7 protein-coding genes are annotated in these 19844 nt (G+C 54.5%); 4 read left to right on the top strand and 3 right to left on the bottom strand.

The window, feature by feature from the left end:
- Positions 1-240 precede the first annotated feature (240 nt).
- The 4 genes from BAZ21_RS16915 (at position 241) to phnE (BAZ21_RS16900) (ending at position 3756) form a co-directional block, all read left to right on the top strand.
- Entirely contained in the window at positions 241-1206 is a 966-nt protein-coding gene (locus tag BAZ21_RS16915) for a phosphate/phosphite/phosphonate ABC transporter substrate-binding protein (protein ID WP_068503171.1), read from the top strand.
- Positions 1207-1340: 134 nt separating this feature from the next.
- Entirely contained in the window at positions 1341-2111 is a 771-nt protein-coding gene (phnC, locus tag BAZ21_RS16910) for a phosphonate ABC transporter ATP-binding protein (RefSeq protein ID WP_068503168.1), read from the top strand.
- Positions 2108-2962, top strand: coding sequence for a phosphonate ABC transporter, permease protein PhnE (phnE, locus tag BAZ21_RS16905; protein WP_068503164.1), 855 nt, complete (start codon positions 2108-2110; stop codon positions 2960-2962). The genes phnC and phnE (BAZ21_RS16905) overlap by 4 nt, the downstream gene beginning before the upstream one ends.
- Positions 2959-3756 carry a phosphonate ABC transporter, permease protein PhnE gene (phnE, locus tag BAZ21_RS16900; RefSeq protein WP_068503160.1) on the top strand — a complete coding sequence of 266 codons (798 nt, stop codon included), beginning with the start codon at positions 2959-2961 and terminating at the stop codon, positions 3754-3756. The genes phnE (BAZ21_RS16905) and phnE (BAZ21_RS16900) overlap by 4 nt, the downstream gene beginning before the upstream one ends.
- 154 nt (positions 3757-3910) lie before the next feature.
- Here the strand turns inward: phnE (BAZ21_RS16900) and BAZ21_RS16895 are convergent, their stop codons facing one another.
- The 3 genes from BAZ21_RS16895 to BAZ21_RS16885 all read right to left on the bottom strand — a co-directional run bounded on the left by BAZ21_RS16895 (position 3911) and on the right by BAZ21_RS16885 (position 19809).
- Positions 3911-4639, bottom strand: coding sequence for a thioesterase II family protein (locus BAZ21_RS16895; protein WP_068503157.1), 729 nt, complete (start codon positions 4637-4639; stop codon positions 3911-3913).
- A gap of 70 nt (positions 4640-4709) precedes the next feature.
- Positions 4710-8612: a non-ribosomal peptide synthetase gene (locus BAZ21_RS16890; protein ID WP_068503153.1), complete on the bottom strand. Its 3903-nt coding sequence runs from the start codon at positions 8610-8612 to the stop codon at positions 4710-4712.
- A gap of 136 nt (positions 8613-8748) precedes the next feature.
- Positions 8749-19809 carry a non-ribosomal peptide synthetase gene (locus tag BAZ21_RS16885; protein WP_068503148.1) on the bottom strand — a complete coding sequence of 3687 codons (11061 nt, stop codon included), beginning with the start codon at positions 19807-19809 and terminating at the stop codon, positions 8749-8751.
- Between the last annotated feature and the right edge of the window lie 35 nt (positions 19810-19844).

Genomic DNA, 19844 nt, shown 5'->3' with positions numbered 1-19844 from the left:
TCCCTCAGCTTCGGTCATAGAGTTTGAACAAGTCTAGCAGACCACTATTAAGAGAATGTTAAAGGAATGAACGCCAGCAACCATACGATAAATTTTACATTATTTTTACCAAAGTCAGGGATGGTTTTAACCCTGGCCGCCGGACTAGCTGTTAAGATTTGCTTTGTTACAGAATTTACAGAGTTTTCATTTTTTATCGTTATGACTTCTTTAATTACTATGTTTTAGGGGGAAATTATTTTGTTCAAAAAAGCACTGACCTTGTGCATGACCTTCACACTGGCGGCAGGTCTGGCCGCTTGCGGCTCCAATGCAAGCAAAAACAGCGCGTCGACTCCAGGCACAGATGGTACGAAAAGCGAAAGCACAGCCTATGTTCCTACAGAGCTAAAGGTACAGTTCGTTCCTTCCCAAAATGCAGATACACTCGAAGCCAAAGCCAAGCCGCTCGAAAAGCTGCTGGGGGACAAGCTTGGAATCCCGGTAAAAGTCACCGTATCTCCTGACTACAACACGATTGTGGAAGCCATGTCCTCCAAACAGGTTGATGTAGGTTTCCTTCCACCGAATGCCTATGTTCTGGCACATGATAACCGCAAAGCAGCTGATTTGCTGCTGCAAGCCCAACGCTACGGCATTGAAGATGCCACAGGCAAGGACACAGCTGAAAAAGTAAACTTTTATAAAGCGATGATCGTGGTCAAAAAAGATTCTCCGATTAAAAGCCTGACTGATCTGAAGGGCAAAAAAGTCGGCTGGCAAAATGTAACCTCCTCCGCAGGCTATGTGTATCCCGCAGCAGAGCTGAAAAAAGCCGGCGTGGACCCGGACACGGATGTACAGGGTGTAACGATCAAAGGCCATGATGCTGCTATTCTGGCACTGCTGAACGGTCAAGTTGATGCTGTAGCTGTTTTCCAGGATGCCCGCAACACAGTGAAGAAGGAAATACCGGATGTATTTGAAAAAACACGTGTCATCCATTACACGGCTAAAATTCCGAATGACACGGTCAGCGTGCGTTCCGATATGGATCAAGCGTGGAGAGACAAAATCAGCCAAGCCTTTATCGATATCGCCAATGATCCAGAAGGCGGCAAAATCATTAAAGAAATTTACACGCACGTAGGCTATGAAAAAGGCGACGATAAAAACTTCGACTCTGTACGTGAATATGCCGAAGCCGTCGGCCAAGCGGTGAAGTAATAGGAGCAAACGAGTCATTGTAATGAAGCAGCAGCTACAAAACAGGCATTACGAATGACAGGGCAGCACCGTCCATGTATTCATGGCGGTGTTGTTTTCATTCCACCCCATCGGGGGGAGAAAGCGGGGAGCAAATGATCGAATTCCGTAACGTATCGAAAACGTACCCGAATGGTACCAAAGGGTTGAACAATATTAATTTGACGATTAAAGAGGGCGAGATGGTCGTCATTGTCGGCTTGTCCGGTGCCGGCAAGTCCACCCTGCTACGTTCCATTAACCGACTGCATGACATTACCTCCGGCAACATCATCATAGACGGCAGATCTGTTACGTCTGCCGGAAGCAGCGAGCTGCGGCGCATTCGCCGTGATATCGGCATGATCTTTCAGAGCTTCAATCTGGTTAAGCGCTCGACCGTGCTCCGCAATGTACTTTCCGGCCGTGTCGGCTATCATTCGACACTGCGGACGATTCTCGGCCTCTTTCCGAAGAAGGATGTCGAGCTGGCACTAGCGGCGCTAGGACGCGTGAATATCCGCGAAAAAGCCTACAGCCGGGCCGATGAGCTGTCTGGCGGTCAGCAACAGCGAGTATCTATCGCCCGCGCGCTGGCGCAGGAGGCCAAAATTATTCTGGCGGACGAGCCTGTCGCATCGCTTGATCCCTTGACCACCCGCCAGGTCATGGACGACCTCCAGCGGATCAACCGTGAAATGCAGATTACAACCATCGTCAATCTGCATTTTATTGATCTGGCGCGTGAATATGCGACGCGGATTATCGGACTGCGCGCGGGGGAGGTCGTCTTTGACGGCACGCCGGAGGAAGCTACGGACGAGGCCTTCGCGGAAATCTACGGCCGGGTTATCAAGCACGATGAGCTGTTGGGAGTGGGATCATGAAGCCTGACTCTACGGCTCAGCCACGCTCTTCGGCGTCGCCGTCACCGCATGCCGGGCCACCGCAACCAGGCATGCCGCCCGCAGGGCCACCCTTGCCGGGGCGCTACAAGCGCTACGCCACCTGGATGATTTTTATTGTGGTACTGGTTGCCTGCTCCATTCATACAGATGCCACGCCTTACCAGTTGATCGTCGGCTTGCCCGAAATGGGTAAGCTGCTGGGCGAAATGTTCCCGCCTGACTGGAGCTACCTGCCCACCATCTGGAAACCGATGCTGGAAACGATCCAGATCGCCATTGTCGGCACGACACTGGGAGCCATCCTGGCTATCCCGGTCGCGCTGCTCTGTGCCTACAATGTGATGCCGCGCAAGCTGATTTCACTGCCGATGCGCACGATTCTGAATCTGGTGCGGACGATTCCGGATTTGCTGTTTGCCTCCATCTTTGTGGCCGTGTTCGGCATCGGTCCGTTTGCAGGGATGCTCGCCCTGCTCTTCTTCTCCTTCGGCATCATAGCCAAGCTGACGTTCGAAGCGATTGAAGCCATTGATCCCGGGCCGCTGGAAGCCATGACTGCCGTTGGAGCAAGCCGCATTCAGGTCATTGCCTTCGGTGTTGTGCCGCAGGCATTGCCTTATTTTGTGTCATACTTGCTGTACACGTTTGAGGTTAATGTGCGTGCGGCTTCCGTTCTGGGCCTGGTCGGTGCTGGCGGTATCGGTCTGCTGCTTGACCGTTCGCTCGGCCTGTTCCGATACGACCGGGCAAGCATCATTATTCTACTGACCCTCGTCATCGTCCTTGCAATTGATTACGGCAGTAACCTGCTACGGAGGAAATTATTATGAATGATCCTACGCTTCGCAGACCTGTTGGCTCCCGCCTGCGTCTATGGGTGATAGCTATTCTGCTGATCATCATTTATATTTGGGCATTTCGCGGAATGCAGTTTGAAGGATTACAGGGAACAGCCAAAAGCGTCTCTGTCGCTATATTGGACGGCTTCCTTCATCCAGACTGGTCATTCGTCTACATCCCTGAAGGAGAGGATTTATTGCGCGGGCTGCTGGATACGCTGGTCATTTCCATTCTCGGAACCTTCGTATCCGCGTTTGTCTGCCTTCCGTTCGCCTTTTGGGCGTCCAGCAATATGACCCGACTGCGTCCCTTATCGGGCAGCGGGAAATTTGTACTTAGTGTCATCCGGGTATTTCCCGAAATGATCGTCGCCATCCTGTTTATCAAAGCCGTTGGGCCCGGTTCGTTTGCCGGGGTGCTTGCTCTTGGCATTCACTCCATCGGCATGCTGGCGAAGCTGTTCTCGGAAACGATCGAAAGCGTCGATTACGGGCCGCAGGAAGCTTTGATCGCATGTGGCGCCAATCGTCTGCAGGTGATTTTCTTCGCCGTGCTGCCGCAGGTGATTCCACAGTTTCTTTCCTATTCGCTCTATCGTTTTGAAATTAACATCCGCTCTGCCACCACGCTCGGTCTGGTCGGTGCAGGCGGTATTGGTACTCCGCTGCTGTTTGCACTCCAAATGCGCAACTGGAACCGGGTAGGCGTTATTTTGCTGGGTATTGTGGTCCTGATCATTTTGACGGATCTGATTTCCGGCTGGCTGCGCAAACGGATCGTATAGTTTTAAATGCCGAAAAAGCCTCCCTTGTAGTAAAATGGCCAGCCATGCGCGCCAACTTTACCAAGGAGAGGCTTCTTTCTACCTGCTTACAAATGCACGAACGATGATTCAGAACCAATTCCTTACTTTATTACCCATACCGCGATACAACCTTCTATGCCAGCGTGGAGGCCGAAGCAAAGATAGAGCGGATCGCATTGGACACCTGCTCCGTTTCACTCAGCAGATACATATGACCTCCAGGGAAGCGGTGAAACGCAACCCTTTCTCCCCATCGTGCCCACCCGTCGGCATCACGCACACAAGCCTCGTCTTCATTGCCGTTAAAAATGTGCATTTCCGACTGAAGCGGTGTCATATCACTTGGCCGAAACGTCTCCAGCGCTTTGAAATCCGACCGGAACGGCGGCAGGAAAAATTCGAGCATTTCCCGGTTATTCGCCAGCTCGGGCGGAATGCCGTTCAAGCCGATCACATAATCGGCGAAAGCGTCATCCTCCATCTGAGAACGGACGGGACGCTTGATATCCGGCGGCTGGACGGCCGAAACGATGACCGCTTCCGGAAAAAGCCCCTTTGACTCCAGCATCTGCGCCAATCTATAAGCCACGATCCCTCCCATACTGTGTCCAAACAGGATGAACGGTTTGTGAAGCTGAGGCAGCAGTGCCGCCTCATACATGCTGACCAGCCGTTCGAGGTCGTCTACCAGCGGCGACCGGTTGCCTCCGTGACCAGGAGGCTCGGCGGCCAGCACTTCAAATCGGTCCCGCAAGCTGTCATACAACGGACGGAAGGCAGCGGAATATCCCCCCGCAAACGGAAAACAAATAAAATGGGTGTGGTCCGATGGATTGCCAAACCTTTTGATCAAATCGTTCATGCTCCTGCTCCCTCCAAATGATTGCTTATTCGTAAAATTGTCCGCTTCCAGTACCCGGATGCTCCATCAGTCAAATGTGCTGCTTTAAGCTGCCGCTTTGTGCTATATCGGCAATCAGCCTGCCGTTCATTTCGGCCATTGCACCATAAAGCATTTCGTCGTGCTTCCCGCAGCCTTGATGCTCAACGAGCACTCCCATCGTTCCTTCCCGCCAAGAAGACATCCACTCCGGAAGAGGCTGTACATGGTCCGCTCCGATAAAATGAATATCGGCCTTTACCTTCCCGGTGTTGATTAATTCGGCGTGATATGCGTAATAAGCCGCCATTTTGCGTTGCATGCCTTTACGTACCGCTTCGATTTGCAAGTACGGATTATCCCGGTTCGCTTCCATCAAAGCGGCGGCATCGTCTTCTGCTGACCGCCCCTTAAGGTCGCTGACACCGGTTTTCAGGTACGAATCAACCATGACAAGCTGCCTCACGGTTCTTCCCCTGCCTTCAAGTTCTTTGGCTGCTTCAAACGCCAGCCCGCAGCCCGCAGAATACCCGAGTAAAACGAACGATCCTTCTGGCTGTAGTGCCTCCATCGCGTCTGCATATTGTCCAATCCGGTCTTCTTCTTCCACGAAATCAAAAGCCTGAATCCGGATATCAGGTATAAATTTCGCCAGACCGCTGAACATAATGCCATATCCGAGCACTGGCGGGAAAGCAAAAACAGCCATTTGCCCATCTGGGTTGAACTCGGTTGTCCCGCAGCGGGATGCAGGTTCATCCGTCACACTGAACGCTGCATTCCCACCTTCCAGCGAGGCGGCCAAATCGGCAATCGTCGGCTTGGAGAAAAGCAGCCCGACCGGAACGTCCAGGTCCAGCTCTTTGAGCATTCTGCCGCACAGCGCCATCGCCTTCAGCGAATGCCCACCTGCCGCAAAGAAGTTGTCGTGAATACCGATTTGCGCGACACCGAGCACCTCGCTCCACAGGCTCACCAGTGCCGCCTCCATCTCGGTACGAGGAGGCATGGCTTCGGCTGCCGGGCTGCGTCGTTCGGCTGCCGGCAGCAATCGACGGTTCACTTTGCCGTTGGAAGTAAGCGGCAGCCGTTCAAGCAGCATACAAGACGCCGGCACCATATACGATGGCAAACGGGAGGCCAAATGACTCCGCAACTGCTCTGGCAGCACCTGCTCTGCCTGATGGGGAACAACATAAGCGCACAGGAACGTCTCGCCTTCATCGCTGCGGACTGCCAGCACGACTGCCTCTTTCACAAGAGGGTGCCGCTGCAGCATCGCTTCGATTTCACCCAATTCAATCCGATGGCCGCGGATTTTCACCTGATCATCCACACGGCCGACAAATTCGATATCACCGCCAGGTAGCCAGCGCGCCAAATCGCCACTCCGGTAACAGCGGCGCCCCTGAAGAAACGGATGAGGCACGAATTTCCCGGCGGTCAACTCCGACCGGTTCAAATAACCTTGCGCAACTCCGTCGCCTCCGATCCACAGCTCACCGACCGCTTCAAGCGGCTGAAGCTGGCCCGAAGGACCAACAATGTATGCATCCGTCTGGTTGAGCGGCCGCCCGATCGGAACCGTTGCCGCGTCTTCCGGTACCTCGTCCACCGGATAAAAGGTGGCAAAGACCGTCGTTTCCGTCGGTCCGTAGACGTGGATGATGCGGCCCGGACCCATGGCGGCCAGTGCCCTCCGAACGTGACGGACGGAGGACCGCTCCCCGCCGAACAATACTTTGCGAACCCCTTTCATCCACTCGGAGCCCGAATCTACCAGCACGTTAAACAATGCTGTCGTAACGAACATGACGGTGACGCCTTCATCCTTGATCGTCTGCATCAATTTTCCGACATTGAGAATCGTTTCATTCGCGGCAATGATCAGCTTTGCGCCGTTCAGCAGTGCTCCAAACAGATCGAAGGTGAAGCCGTCGAATGCATAGTTTGACAGGGAGAGCAGCGTGTCGCTTGCAGCAATATCGATGTAATTCGTCCTGTGGGCGACTCTGGTGATGTTGTCATGCGTCGTCAAATTGCCTTTCGGGTTGCCTGTCGTGCCGGACGTGTACATAACGTAAGCGATATCGTCCGGAGTTATTTCACAGGTGGTCGTCCAATGGCCATCCGGTTCGTCTCCGGTAGCAAAAATGTCTGCTCCCTCGCCCTTCATCCCTGCTTCATCCAGGTACAGCCGCTGTCCATTGTAGCCAGAAGCATCGGCCAGACTATCCGTTTCCCGGTGCAGCAGGAGCAGCTGTGCAGCGCTGTCCTCCAGCATATAGCGGATGCGTTCCTCGGGATACGCCGGATCCATCGGCATGTAGGCGCCGCCCGCTTTCAATACAGCCAAGATGCCGACAACCGTTTCGACTGATCGGTACGCAAGCAGCCCCACGATGGAGCCACGCCCTATCCCGCACTGGCGCAATCTCCACGCGAGTCGGTTTGCAGCATCGTTTAGCTCTGCATAGGTGAGCGTAACAGTCCCGGCAACCAATGCGATTTGGTTCGGCGTTTCCTTTGCCCTGAATTCAAACCGCTGTGGCAACGTCATCCGCTCTCTATTCTGCGGCTCCTCTGGATTAAAGGAGAGCAGCAAACGTCGTTCTTCTTCCGTCACAACCTCCATGTTGCCAAGCTTCATATCCGGGTTTAGGATCATTTGCACGATAACGAAAGTCAGTTGATCTTTTAACCGCTCAATGAAGGACAGATCAAATACGCTCGCATTATATGCAAATTTCAACAGCATTTCGTCTCCAGGAGAGGCCATCACATTCAGATCATAATTCGACTGCTCAAATACCTCTGTTGTACTGGTCGTAAATCCGAGATCATTCTCCTCCTTCTTACCACCGTTTTCCTGAAGCGGATAATTTTCAAACACGATGACATGATCAATCAAATCAGGCTGAGCCGCACGGCTCTGGATATCGTACAGCGGCACATATTGATGCGGCTCCGCCAACAGCGTCTGCTCCTGAATTGCGGTCAGCAAATCACTTACGGTCATTTCGTTTGTCAAAACGACGCGCTTCGGTACGACGTTGATGAACAGGCCGACCATACTCTCGATGCCGGCGATTTCCGCCGGACGGCCCGACACGACTGTACCGAACATGATATCGTTCGAACGCTGGTATCTGCCCACCAATATAGACCAAGCGGCCTGAATCGCGGTGCTCAAGGTTACACTCCATTTTCGCGTCAGTTCAGTCAATGACCGGGTCTGCTCGGTTGTCAGACGGAACAGCAGCTCTGCCGGTTCATAGGCTCGTCCCTGTCCCTTGTGCCGCTGCTCGGCGAATGTTGTCTGCCCTTCGTATCCGGCGGTGTAGTTGTCCCAAAAAGTGAGCGATTTCGTTTTATCCCTTTTCTCAAGCCATTCAATATATTCCTTATAAGGCTTTGCCGGCCTCAAGTTGTAAGGCTTGTTTTGAAGAAGTGCCGCATAAACGTTGAACAACTCCTGCGCCACAATGCCAAAGCACCAGCCGTCCAGAATAATATGGTGATAGCTCCATATCCACGTGTATGTATCGGGTCCAGTTTTGAATACGGCTGTCCTCATCGGAATATCCTTGGACAGGTCGAAGCCGCGCTCCTTATCCTGTCTTTTGTATTCCTCGATTGTCTGCTTCCACCGTTCAGGCGGCAATTGTGACAAATCGGTCTCCTCAATTCTGTAACGCCGTTCCTTCAAAACGACCTGTAGGGGCCGTTTCATTTTTTCGTGAAGGAACACCGTACGGAAAACATCATACCGTTCGATCACGATGTTCATGCTTCGTTCCAGCAGATCGGTCTGGAACGATCCCTTGATGTCCATTTCGATTTGCTCTATATAGAAGCTTTGCCCGGCATGAAGCAGCGTATGAAACAGCATGCCCTCCTGCATGGGCGACAAATAGTAAATATCCTGCACCTGGTCTTTCTGAAATTGACTCATGGACTTCCCCCTTATAAGCTCCGGCTTAATCCGAATACGCGGGCCGGGAAAACACACTCTCCCGGCTGCGTTGCACTCTGGTCCGTATGCCGTCAAAATCGGCGTCCGGGTTCCGTTCGTATTAGCAAATGCGTCATCAGTTTAATTTTTCTCCCAGCATTTCAAAAATGTCGCTGACATCCTCCATCTCAAGGCCTTTCGCGCTGAAATCACTTGGCGTGTAATCCCTGTCCTCTTTCTCAACACAATGACGGATGAGGCCGCACAGATGATAGCGGAAACGTTCCATAAGATCAGCTATTGTCCCTCTCAAGAACTCCCTTTTGTTAAAGGAGCATGAAAGTGTGAAACACCCATTCCGTACGATACCTACAAAATTAAGAGCATATAACGCCTCAGAGTTTGGACTGGCCTGCGAGCCCATTTCGTATGGAGAAGGCCCGAAGAACTCTGTATTCAGCTCACTATCGATCTGCCCCAGATAATTGAAGCTGATTTCCGGCTGTTGCACCCGCAGGGACGGCATATCGCTTTCATCTGCGCTGAAAAGATATCGGTAAATACCGTAGCCGATTCCCTTATCTGGAACAGTCCGAAGGCTTTCTTTGATAAAAGGGATCAGCCGGGACGGATCGTTTGCAAATCCGGTATCCAGAACAATAGGATACTGGGCCGTGAACCACCCTACCGTACGCGAAATATCAAGGCCTTGCAGTATTTCTTCCCGGCCATGTCCCTCCAGGTTGATGCTCACTTTCTCCTGCCCTGTCCATTCCCGGAAGGTCAGAACGAGCGCACTCAGCAACAGATCATTGATCTCCGTGCCATAAGACCGGTGTGCTCTCGTCAGCAGTTGCTGCGTCTCCTCCTCCGTCAATTCAAATTGGATGGCGGCGTGATCTTTGACTTGGCGAATACCGATTTCGCTATCCTTCGGCAGAGCGCTTATGTCAATGGCTTTAAGCTCCTGCCAATAGCCCGCCTGCTTGAGAAAGGCTTCGGAGTGGGCATACTTCTCCAATTCGGCTGCCCATTGCCGGAACGAGTTTGTTTTGTCCTGCAGCGTAATCGGTTCATTTCGGCCTGCCTGTACGTAACCCGCTGCAAAATCCTCCAGCAAAATACGCCATGACACACCGTCCACGACCAGATGATGAATCACAAACAGCAGGTGGCTGCCCTGGTCTGTATGGAACATAGCCGCCTTTACCAGCGGTCCACGGCTTAGGTCGATCCCGCTTTGAATCGCTTCCGCTTCGCTTTCGATTGCCCGTTTCCATGCCTCTGGACCGGTCACTTCACACCCTTCAGCCCCGGTCCGGTAATCGAATTCCTTCAGGGCGAACAGCTCACCCTCCACACCCCGGTTGTACTGCACCACTCCGTCTACCGTTTCGCTATACACCATCCGCAGCGCATCATGGTGCTCCACCAGCGCCCGCAGCGCCGCTTCCGTCTGCCTCCGCTCAAACCCTTTCTCCGCATACAGCATGACCGATTGGTTCCAGTGGTGTCGATCCGTAAACCGCTGCTCAAAGAACCACCGCTGCACGGGCGTCAGCTTCACTTCGCCCTTTACTTCGGACTGGTCTGCTCTCTCGCCTTTTAATTCCTCCAGGTACGGGGACACCTGCACGATGGTCGGATTCCGGAACAGGTCCTTCATCTCCAGCTTCCAGCCGTGCTTGTGCAATCGGCTTGCCATCTGGATCGCCTTGATCGAATCCCCGCCCAGGGCAAAGAAATTATCCTCCGTGCCGACTCGCTCGACGCCCAGCACGTCCTGCCATACCTCCGCCAACAGCGCCTCGCTTTCGCTGGCTGGCTCCCGGTACGCCGCTGCTCCTGCCGACGTATCCGGCTGCGGCAGCGCCCGGCGGTCCAGCTTCCCATTCGCGGTTACCGGCAAGCCCGCCAGTGCCGTCCAGTACGCCGGCACCATGTAGTCCGGCAGCACCGCCGCCAGGTGACGCTTCAGTTCTTCCACCTCCAGCGCGGCTCCTTCCGCCAGTCCAGGGGCTACCACGTACGCGCACAGCGCCGTCTGGCCTTGCTTATCCGTCACGTCCAGCACGGCCGCTTCCTTCACTTCCGGGTGACTCAGCAGTCGGCTCTCAATTTCCGCCAGCTCGATCCGGAAGCCCCGTACCTTCACCTGCTGGTCAATCCGGCCTACATATTCGATCCGGCCATCGCTGCGCCATTTTACCAGGTCCCCCGTCCGGTACATCACACCTCCCGGCACAAACGGATCGGCTACGAAACGCGCCGCCGTCTCCTCCGGCCGGTTACGGTATCCCCGCGCCAGGCTCCGGCCTGCGATGCACAGCTCTCCGGGCACCCCGATCGGCTGCGGCATATCACCTGCACCGAGCACATACACTCGCGTATTGGCAATCGGTTTGCCAATGGCAGGTACAGCCTCTCCCGCTTCAACCGTCATACTCGTCGCCACCACGGTGCTTTCCGTCGGTCCGTAATTGTTCACCAGCGTATAGCTCCGCCCTGGCGGCAACGCCCGTTTCAGCTTGTCTCCTCCAGTTAGCAGCACCCGCAAGGATCGGTTCTCCAGCTCCATAAACTGCTCACACAACTGCGTCGGCAGGAAGGTGATCGTGATGCTGTTCGTCTCGAAATAGCGGTTTAACGACTCCAAATCCATTCGGATGCCTTCATCAATCACATGGATTTCCGCTCCGGCCACCCAATAAGGGAACAGCTCCCAGACGGAGGCGTCAAAGCCAAAGCCCGCGTATTTCGCGCTCCGGTCCTCTGCCGTCACGCCAAAGGTCCCGTTATGCCAGCAGCACAGGTTCACCAGCGATTGATGCTCGACCATAACCCCCTTCGGCTGACCGGTCGTCCCCGACGTGTAGATCATATACGCCAGATCGTGCGGGCCAGCCGCTAATGGCGGGTTCGGCTCGTCGGCCCATTCAGCCGAAACGACAGATGGACTGTCTTGGAACAAGTCAGCTTCATGCCGCCCATCGTCTCCCGGACTGCTATCCGTCTGCACATCCCCGAACCGGACATCTTCGTGAAGACTATCACCAGACAGACTGCCTCCTGATAACCCACCGTCCAGGTACACCACCTCGCCGCTGTAATCCTCCGGGATCGGCAGACCGCTTTGCGTCACCAGCGCCAAAGCTCCGCTGTCAGCCAAAATGTAGGCGATTCGCTGCGCCGGATAATCCGGGTCAATCGGCACATACGCCGCTCCTGCCTTCATAATGCCCAGCACTCCGGATGCCATCTCCAGTGATGGCTTGACCATAATGCCGACGGCCCGTTCCGGTCCGGCACCTCGTTCCCGCAGCAGCCGCGCCAACTGGTTCGCACGACCGTTCAGCTCGCGGTAGCTCCACGTTTTTCCGCCATACGTCACTGCCGCTGCCTCTGGTGTACGCTCTGCCTGCTCCTCGAACAGACCAACCACCGTCCGGTCTTCCGGCACCTCCATCTCCGTCCGGTTCCATTCCTCCAGTAGCACATGCTGCTCCTGCTCTGTCAGCAACGGCAGCGTACCCAGTTGAATATCCGGTTCGGATGCCGCAACGGATAGCAGATTCAGCAAATGCCCGCTCCAATATCCGACCGTTTCTTCCCTGAATAAATCAGCCGCATACTCGAACTGGAGTCCGATGCTGTCTCCGTCCTCGAACGCGCCCAGTGTCAGATCAAACTTAGCCATGCTATGAAAGTTACCGTAAGGGGAAATGGCAAGCCCGTCGAGACGTAACGTCTCCCTGTCGGGATTATCAACCGTCAGCATCACGCTCACGAGCGGATTACGACTCAGATCACGCGGCAAGTCAAGCTTTCCAACCAGCTCTTCAAACGGATAATCCTGATGATCCAGCGCCTCCAGGCACGTTTCCTTCACTTCCAGCAAAAATTCGCGGAACGTCTTTCCACTCTCCGGAGAGCAACGCAACGCCAGCGTGTTGACGAACATCCCCGGCATTTCCTGTACAGCCGGGATACTTCGCCCGGCCACCGCCGTACCCACCGCGATATCCTCCTGCCCGGACATTTTAGCCAAAAAGGTGCCGAACGCCGCGAGCATCACCATGTGCAGGGTCGTCCCCGTCTCTTGCATCAGATACCGGATATGCTCCGCTGTTTCGGGTTTCGTTTGGAACCGGACCTGACCGCCGCGGAAGCTCTGCACCGGAGGGCGCGGAAAATCGGCGGGCAGTTCCAGATTCGGCAGCGGCTCGGCAAAACGGTCGAGCCAGTAGCGCTCCTGCAGAGCGATATGCTCCCGCTGAGGCGTCTTTTCCTGCCAAACGGCGAAATCCTTGTAATGCAGCTTGGGCGCAGGCAGCACCTCCCCCTTGTACAAGCTGGCAATCTCCCGGACAAACAGGCTGCGGGTTACTCCGTCCGCAACGATATGATGCATATCCAGCAGCAGCAAATGACGATTGTCGCTGAGTCGGATCAATCCGGTCCGCAGCAATGGTGCGCTACTCAGATCGAACGGCCGGACAAAATCGGCAATGAGCGCTTCCGTTTCCTTTATCCCGGCATGAGCAGTGTGCAGATGCACCTTGGCCGCAGTATGAATCATCTGAACCGGAGTACCGTCGAGTTCCGTAAAAGAGGTCCACAGCGACTCATGGCGCGCAACCAGCGAATGGAGCGCTCCTTCAAGCCTTCCGACATCCAATGCGCCTTCCAGCAGCAGTACTGCCGGCATATTGTAGCCGGTGCTTTGCGGATCAAGCTTGTGCAGAATATACATTCGCTTCTGTGCGGACGATACCGGATAATAATCCATCTTCGCCGCCGGAGCCATCTCGTTCCGGATACACTCTTCCGCAGTGGTCATGACGCTATCTGTGGCTGCTTTCCCGTCATCTGTCCAAACGGCCGCTTCTTCCATATACCTCGCCAATGCCCGGACTGTTGGATGCTCAAACAACGCTTTGAGCGAGATATCCCGCCCCAGCCTGCTCTGAATAGCACCAACCAGCAGGATCGCCTTTAGCGAATGTCCGCCCAGATTGAAAAAATTGTCCTCAATACCGACGCGGCCCACACCTAATGTCTCGGCCCATACCGCGCACAATTCAGCTTCGATGTCGGTTTCAGGTTCGGCGTAGACACCAGCGGTAACCACCGCAACCCGAGGCTCCGGCAGAGCCCGGCGGTCAAGCTTGCCGTTCGCCGTAAGCGGAAGGGCATCTATCGGAATGAAATAGGACGGAATCATGTGCCCCGGCAACTGTGCGGCCAGAAAGCTCCTCAACTCAGCTACCACGAGACCAGACGCTGCCACAAAATACGCGGATAATTCAAGCATGCCGCCCTCAGCCGCAGTCGTGACCACAGCAACCTCCCGGACAGCCTCGTGTCGGAGTAAAACCGCTTCGATTTCCTTGGGCTCGACCCGATAGCCCCGTATTTTCACTTGATCGTCACGACGCCCCATAAACTCAATTCGTCCATCAGGCAGCATACGTGCCAAGTCGCCTGTTCGGAATAGCATCTTCTCCGGATCATACGGGTTGGTCACAAATTTTTCGGCGGTCAAGTCAGGACGATTCAAGTAGCCCCGCGCGAGTCCCGGACCTGCCAAATACAGCTCCCCAATCACCCCAGGGGCCACCAGACGCCGTGCCGGATTGAGAATAAACGCGCCTGCGCCGCGAATCGGACGGCCAATGGTCGGTCTGTATGCATATTCTTCCAGCCGCTCTGTGTCAATAAACTGGGCCACCGCCCCAACCGTCGTCTCTGTCGGGCCATAGTGGTTCATCAGTCGGGCTCGCGGATACCGATCATGGAAACGGCGCAAATCGGCCGGGTTGATCGGTTCTCCGCCCAGCACTGCCAGCCGCAACGATGCCAAATGCTCCGTAATCGCAAAATTCTGCGCCAGAACCAGCGTATGAAACAGGGATGGGGTGCATTTAATGTACGTAATTTCCTGTTCTTCGATATAACGGCTGAGCCGATCAGGCGATGTCACTGTTTCTTTGGAAACGATGTGCAGCTCGCCACCTGCCAGCAGTACCGGGTACAGGCTCGTATAGCCCAGGTCGAACGCGTAGGATGACAGCAGCACCGTCTTGTCATCCGGGGACAGCTTCGCCTCAGCCGCAAACCAGCGTGCATAATGCAGAAGGCCTCTATGCGTGAGCTGCACCCCTTTCGGATTGCCCGTCGTACCCGACGTATAAATGATGTAAGCCAAACTTTCACTTTCATGTTGGTCCCCTTCGGGTCGCCAAGGCTCCGATTTATACAAGCTATCGTCGTCCACGTTCAGCATGGCTCCGCGATAGCCCTCCGGCAGACGTTCCGCGTTATCACCGTCCGCGATCAACAGTAGGGCTCTGCTGTCCTCCAGCATAAATCCAATGCGCTGGTCCGGCGTTTCCGGGTCAATCGGCAGATATGCGCCGCCAGCCTTCATGACCGCCAGCATCGCAACAATCATGGCCGCCGAACGGTCGAGAAGAAGCCCTACGACGCTGTCACACCCGACTCCATGCGACCGAAGACTGCCTGCCAGCCGGGCAGCTTTGTCTTCCATCTCTCTGTAGCTCCATTTTTCCGCTCCGCAAACGATAGCCGTACGGTCCGGCGTGAGCCGCGCCCGCTGGTCCAACATACCGTGGAATGTTCCTTGCGGTGGCTCATACGCAGGATCGGGGGAGCTGTCTTCCAGCAAATACCGCATTTCGGTAGGCGGAAGAAGCTCAACATCATTCAGCATAATATCGGGCGTGCTGACAGCATGTCGCAAAATTTGCAGCAAGTGTCCACTCCAGCGCCGGATCGTCTCCTGTGTGAACAGTGCTGTCGCATAATCGAAGCTCAAGCCGATTGGTCCATCCTGCTCCACCGCCTCAAGAGTCAAATCGAACTTGGACGTTGGGTGATGGATCGCGTACGGTGAAACCGTCAGTCCGTCCAGACGCAGCGGCGGAATCTCCATATTCAACATATTGAATGATACGCTGAACAGCGGATTACGGCTGATATCCCGTTCCAAAGGCAGCTTCTCAATCAGTTCTTCCAGCGGATAATCCTGATGGGCAAATGCCTGCAGGGTCGTTTCTTTGATTTCATTCAGATAATTCCTGAATGTCTTGGTTCCTGACGGCGCACAGCGCAATGCGAGCGTATTGATGAACATCCCCGGTATGCCAGCCGTTTCGGCGCGTGTTCTGCCCGCCGTTGGCGAGCCGACGATAATATCCTCCTGGGATGAATACTGTGCCAGCAAAAAGCTGAACGCGGCAAGCAGCACCATGTATACCGTCGTATCCGTCTCGGCGGCAAGCCCCCGAACCTGCTTGGCAAGCTCTCCGTCAACCCCGAAGACGACTCGATTCCCGTCATAATTACGCTCGTAAGGACGTGGATAATCGGTAGGCAAATCAAGCACAGGCAGCTCACCCTTAAACGTGTCCAGCCAGTAGGCTTCCAAACGTTTCATGCTCTCCCGCTGCGCCTCTTCGTTCTGCCATACGGCAAAATCCTTATAATGCAACTGCGGTGCAGACAAGCTTTCACCATGATAAAGGCGGGCCAGATCATTCACCAGGATGCCTGTTGAACTACCGTCCGAGATAATATGATGCATGTCGATCATTAACAGATGCCGCTTCTCCTCCAAAGCGACGAGAGCCGCACGAACAAGAGGAGCCTTGTGCAGATCGAATGGCCGAATAAACTGACGAATCAGAGCTTCCGCCTCTTCCCCCTTCGCCGTTAGAATCTCCAGAGAAAACGGAACCTGACGGTGAATGCGTTGTACCAGCGAACCTTCGGCCATCTCAAAAGATGTTCGCAGTGATTCATGTCGTTCGATCAACTGTCGGAAAGCGGCCTCCAAACGCTCTGGGTCAGCTTCCCCTTCCAGCAGCAGAACGGCTGGAATATTGTAGCTGATTCCGGTTTCCCCGAGTTGATTGACGATATACATTCTTCGCTGTGCTGAGGACACCGGGAAACATTCTGCCGCAGGTGCCGGGTTGATCGGCTGCCAATCCGGTAATTCAGACCCGCCATCGGCTTCCTCCGTCTGCAAGCAGGCAGCAAGTTCGCGGACGGTTGGCCGTTTAAACAGCGTTTTGATCGTCACTTCTTTGTGAAGCTGCTGCCGTATTTTTGCGGTCAGCATCATCGCTTTAAGCGAATGCCCCCCAAGGGCGAAGAAATTGTCCTCTGCCCCAACCCTCTCTACGTCAAGCGCCTCGCTCCACAAGTCGGCCAGCAGCTGCTCCATTTCGCTGGCCGGCGCAACGTATCCTTCAGCGGCTTCGACAGCTCCAGGCTCGGGGAGCTTTTTGCGGTCCACTTTCCCGTTCGGCGTCAGGGGCATTTGCTGCAATTGTATGAAATGGGACGGCAGCATATAGTCCGGTACCATCCGTGACAGTGCGGTTCGCAGCTCTCCCGCTGTTATCGGCTGTTCCCCGATTACATAGGCAGCCAGCGTATGTTCTCCCGGCTGACCCGTATTGACGACAACTACGGCCTCGCGGACACCCTCCACCTGCATCAGGCGTGCCTCGATTTCGCCAAGCTCAATCCGGAAGCCACGGATTTTCACCTGATTATCCATCCGTCCCAAATATTCAATATTGCCGTCCGGCAGCCAGCGTGCCAGATCGCCAGTCCGGTACATTCTCCCGCCGGGCGTGAAAGGATCTGCGGCGAATTTGTCCGTCGTCAGCTCGGGGCGATTCAGATAGCCACGGGCCACACCGTCTCCCCCCACGCACAATTCTCCCGGAATACCGATCGGCTGTTGCTGACCGCCAGTGTTGACGATATAAGCGGTTGAGCTACCGATCGGTCGGCCAATCGGTACTGAGCCATCATAATCCCGGTCAATCCGGAAACAAGTCGAGAAGGTCGTATTTTCGGTAGGTCCGTAACCGTTCCATAAAGACAGGTTCGGGCAAACCTTGCGAACCCGATTTACATGTGCTGGCGCAAGTGCGTCCCCGCCGATAATTAGATGTCGCACGGAAGCGAACATGAGCGGATTATGCTGTGACAGGTTATTAAAAAGTGGTGAGGTTAGCCACATCATCGTAATGCCTTGTTTGCGTAAAAATCCGGCAAAAGCATCCCCGTCCAGCAAGATGTCTTTTGGCACCAAATAAAGCCCCGCACCGTGCAGCAGCGCACCAAACAGCTCGAACGTGCTTGCATCAAAGCTGATAGCACCTGTCTGCGCCATCCGTTCTTCTTCCCCGAAAGGAATGTAACCAGCATCCATGACCAGTCGGATGACGTTGCGCTGCTCAACCATCACCCCTTTGGGTCTCCCGGTTGAGCCGGATGTATACATGACATAGGCCAAATCGTGCGGGCCATTGACTCCTGCAAGGTTACGTTCTTCCTCACCCCGCACAGAGAAAGGAAGCTCACCTTCAGCTCCAAAAATCTCCTCTTCCCCGTCGATGATCAACACATCTGCTCCCACCAGCCGATTCAATCGGTCGGCGAGCCCTCTTTGCGTCAGCGTTAGTCTGGCTCCGCTGTCCTCCAACAAATAGGAGATCCGCTCTTCGGGATATTCCGGGTCCATCGGCAGATAAGCGCCACCGGCTTTCAGAATGGCAAGAACGCCGATAACCGTATCGGCTGACTTTTCGGTCATCAACCCGACGATCTCGTCCGGTTGTACACCGCGCGCCCGCAATCTGCGCGCAATCCGGTTGGCGTGCGCGTTCAATTCACGGTACGTCAGCGTGCCGCCTTCCCATATGACCGCTTCGCGGTCCGGTGTACGCTCCGTCTGCTCCTCGAACAGCGCCGCGATGCTTTTGTCTCGGGGATAGTCGGACGGTATACCGTGAAAGCGCCCAATTTCATCTTGTTCCGCTTCATTCAAAATGCAGGCCCGGTTCACTTCACTATCGGGATTGGACAGTGCTGCGCGGAGCAGCGCCGTCAGGTGCCCGGCAGCTTTTTCCATACAGTCCCGCTCGAACACAGCGGCATTGTACATCATTTTGAGCGACCACGTTTCGCCGGGGTACACAATCAGGTTAAAATCGTAGTTCGTCTGTTCAAATGAATCCGCCACACGAACAGAGAATCCAAGCCGCTCCTCCAGACTTCCGTCAGCCAGTTCGCGGTCAAGCGGGTAGTTTTCAAAAGCAAGCAAATGGCTCACGAGACCACTTTGCAGCTCGGAACGCTTTTGAATTTCATACAATGGCAAATAATCGTGTTGTTCCGCCTCCAGCGCATAAGATTGCACCGTAGTGAATAAGTCGGCGAACGTTGTTCCAGGCCGGACGGTCACACGCACCGGAACCGTATTGATGAATAATCCCGCCATTTGCTCGACTCCACGAATGGAGGCTGGACGACCGGAGACGACCGTCCCGAACACTGCGTCCTCCGAATCATTGAACCGGGCGAGCAGTGCCCCCCACAGCGCCTGAAAAAGGTTAGGGGCCGTTACCTGATACTGATTCGCCAGCGCCTTCAGCGCAGTGACCAACTCACGATCCCATTCCCATTTAAATTCTTCGTTCCGGTAAACCTCTCCGTCAGACCCGGTTTTCCGCCATGGGAGCGGAGTTGGACGTCCAAATTCCTCCAGACGTCCGTCCCAGAACGCATAAGCTGCTTCCTTATCCTGCATTTCCAGCCATTTGATATAGTCCCCGTAGGGCTTCTCCCGTTCGGGAAGAAGCGGAGAGCCACTGCGAAGCTTTTCGTAGTTCCCGAACAGTTTTTTCATCAGCACGCCGAGACTCCAGCCGTCTATGAGAATGTGATGGTTGCTCCACACCAAACGGTAATCATGCTTACTCAGCCGGAATACAGCGACGCGAAAAAGCACATCCTTGGCCAAATCAAAACCTTTGGCCTGAATTTCCCGCTTGTAGCTCTCCATCCGGTGCTGCTGCGATTCTGGCTGCATTCCTTCCAAGCTCTCACAGTGGACCTCAGCCTTGCGTTCAGCGAGTACAATTTGTCGTGGCCGTTGAAGCTGCTGATAAACAAAAACTGTCCGTAAAATGTCATTGGAACGGACCAACTCATCCACGCTTTGCTGCAGGACTCCAGTGTCGAGATTACCGGTAATATGCAGCTCCATCTGTGTAAAATAAGAGGAGGATTCAGGATCAAGCATCGCGTGAAACAGCATACCTTCCTGCATTGGCGTTAAGGGATACACTTTTTGAATTTTCGGTTTGGTCATAAGTCACCTCTCTGTCACATGTTTTCAATATAAGC

The organism is Paenibacillus kribbensis (genome assembly GCF_001705305.1).
GTDB classification, from domain to species: domain Bacteria; phylum Bacillota; class Bacilli; order Paenibacillales; family Paenibacillaceae; genus Paenibacillus; species Paenibacillus kribbensis_B.
This window is presented reverse-complemented; position numbering and strand designations above follow the sequence as displayed.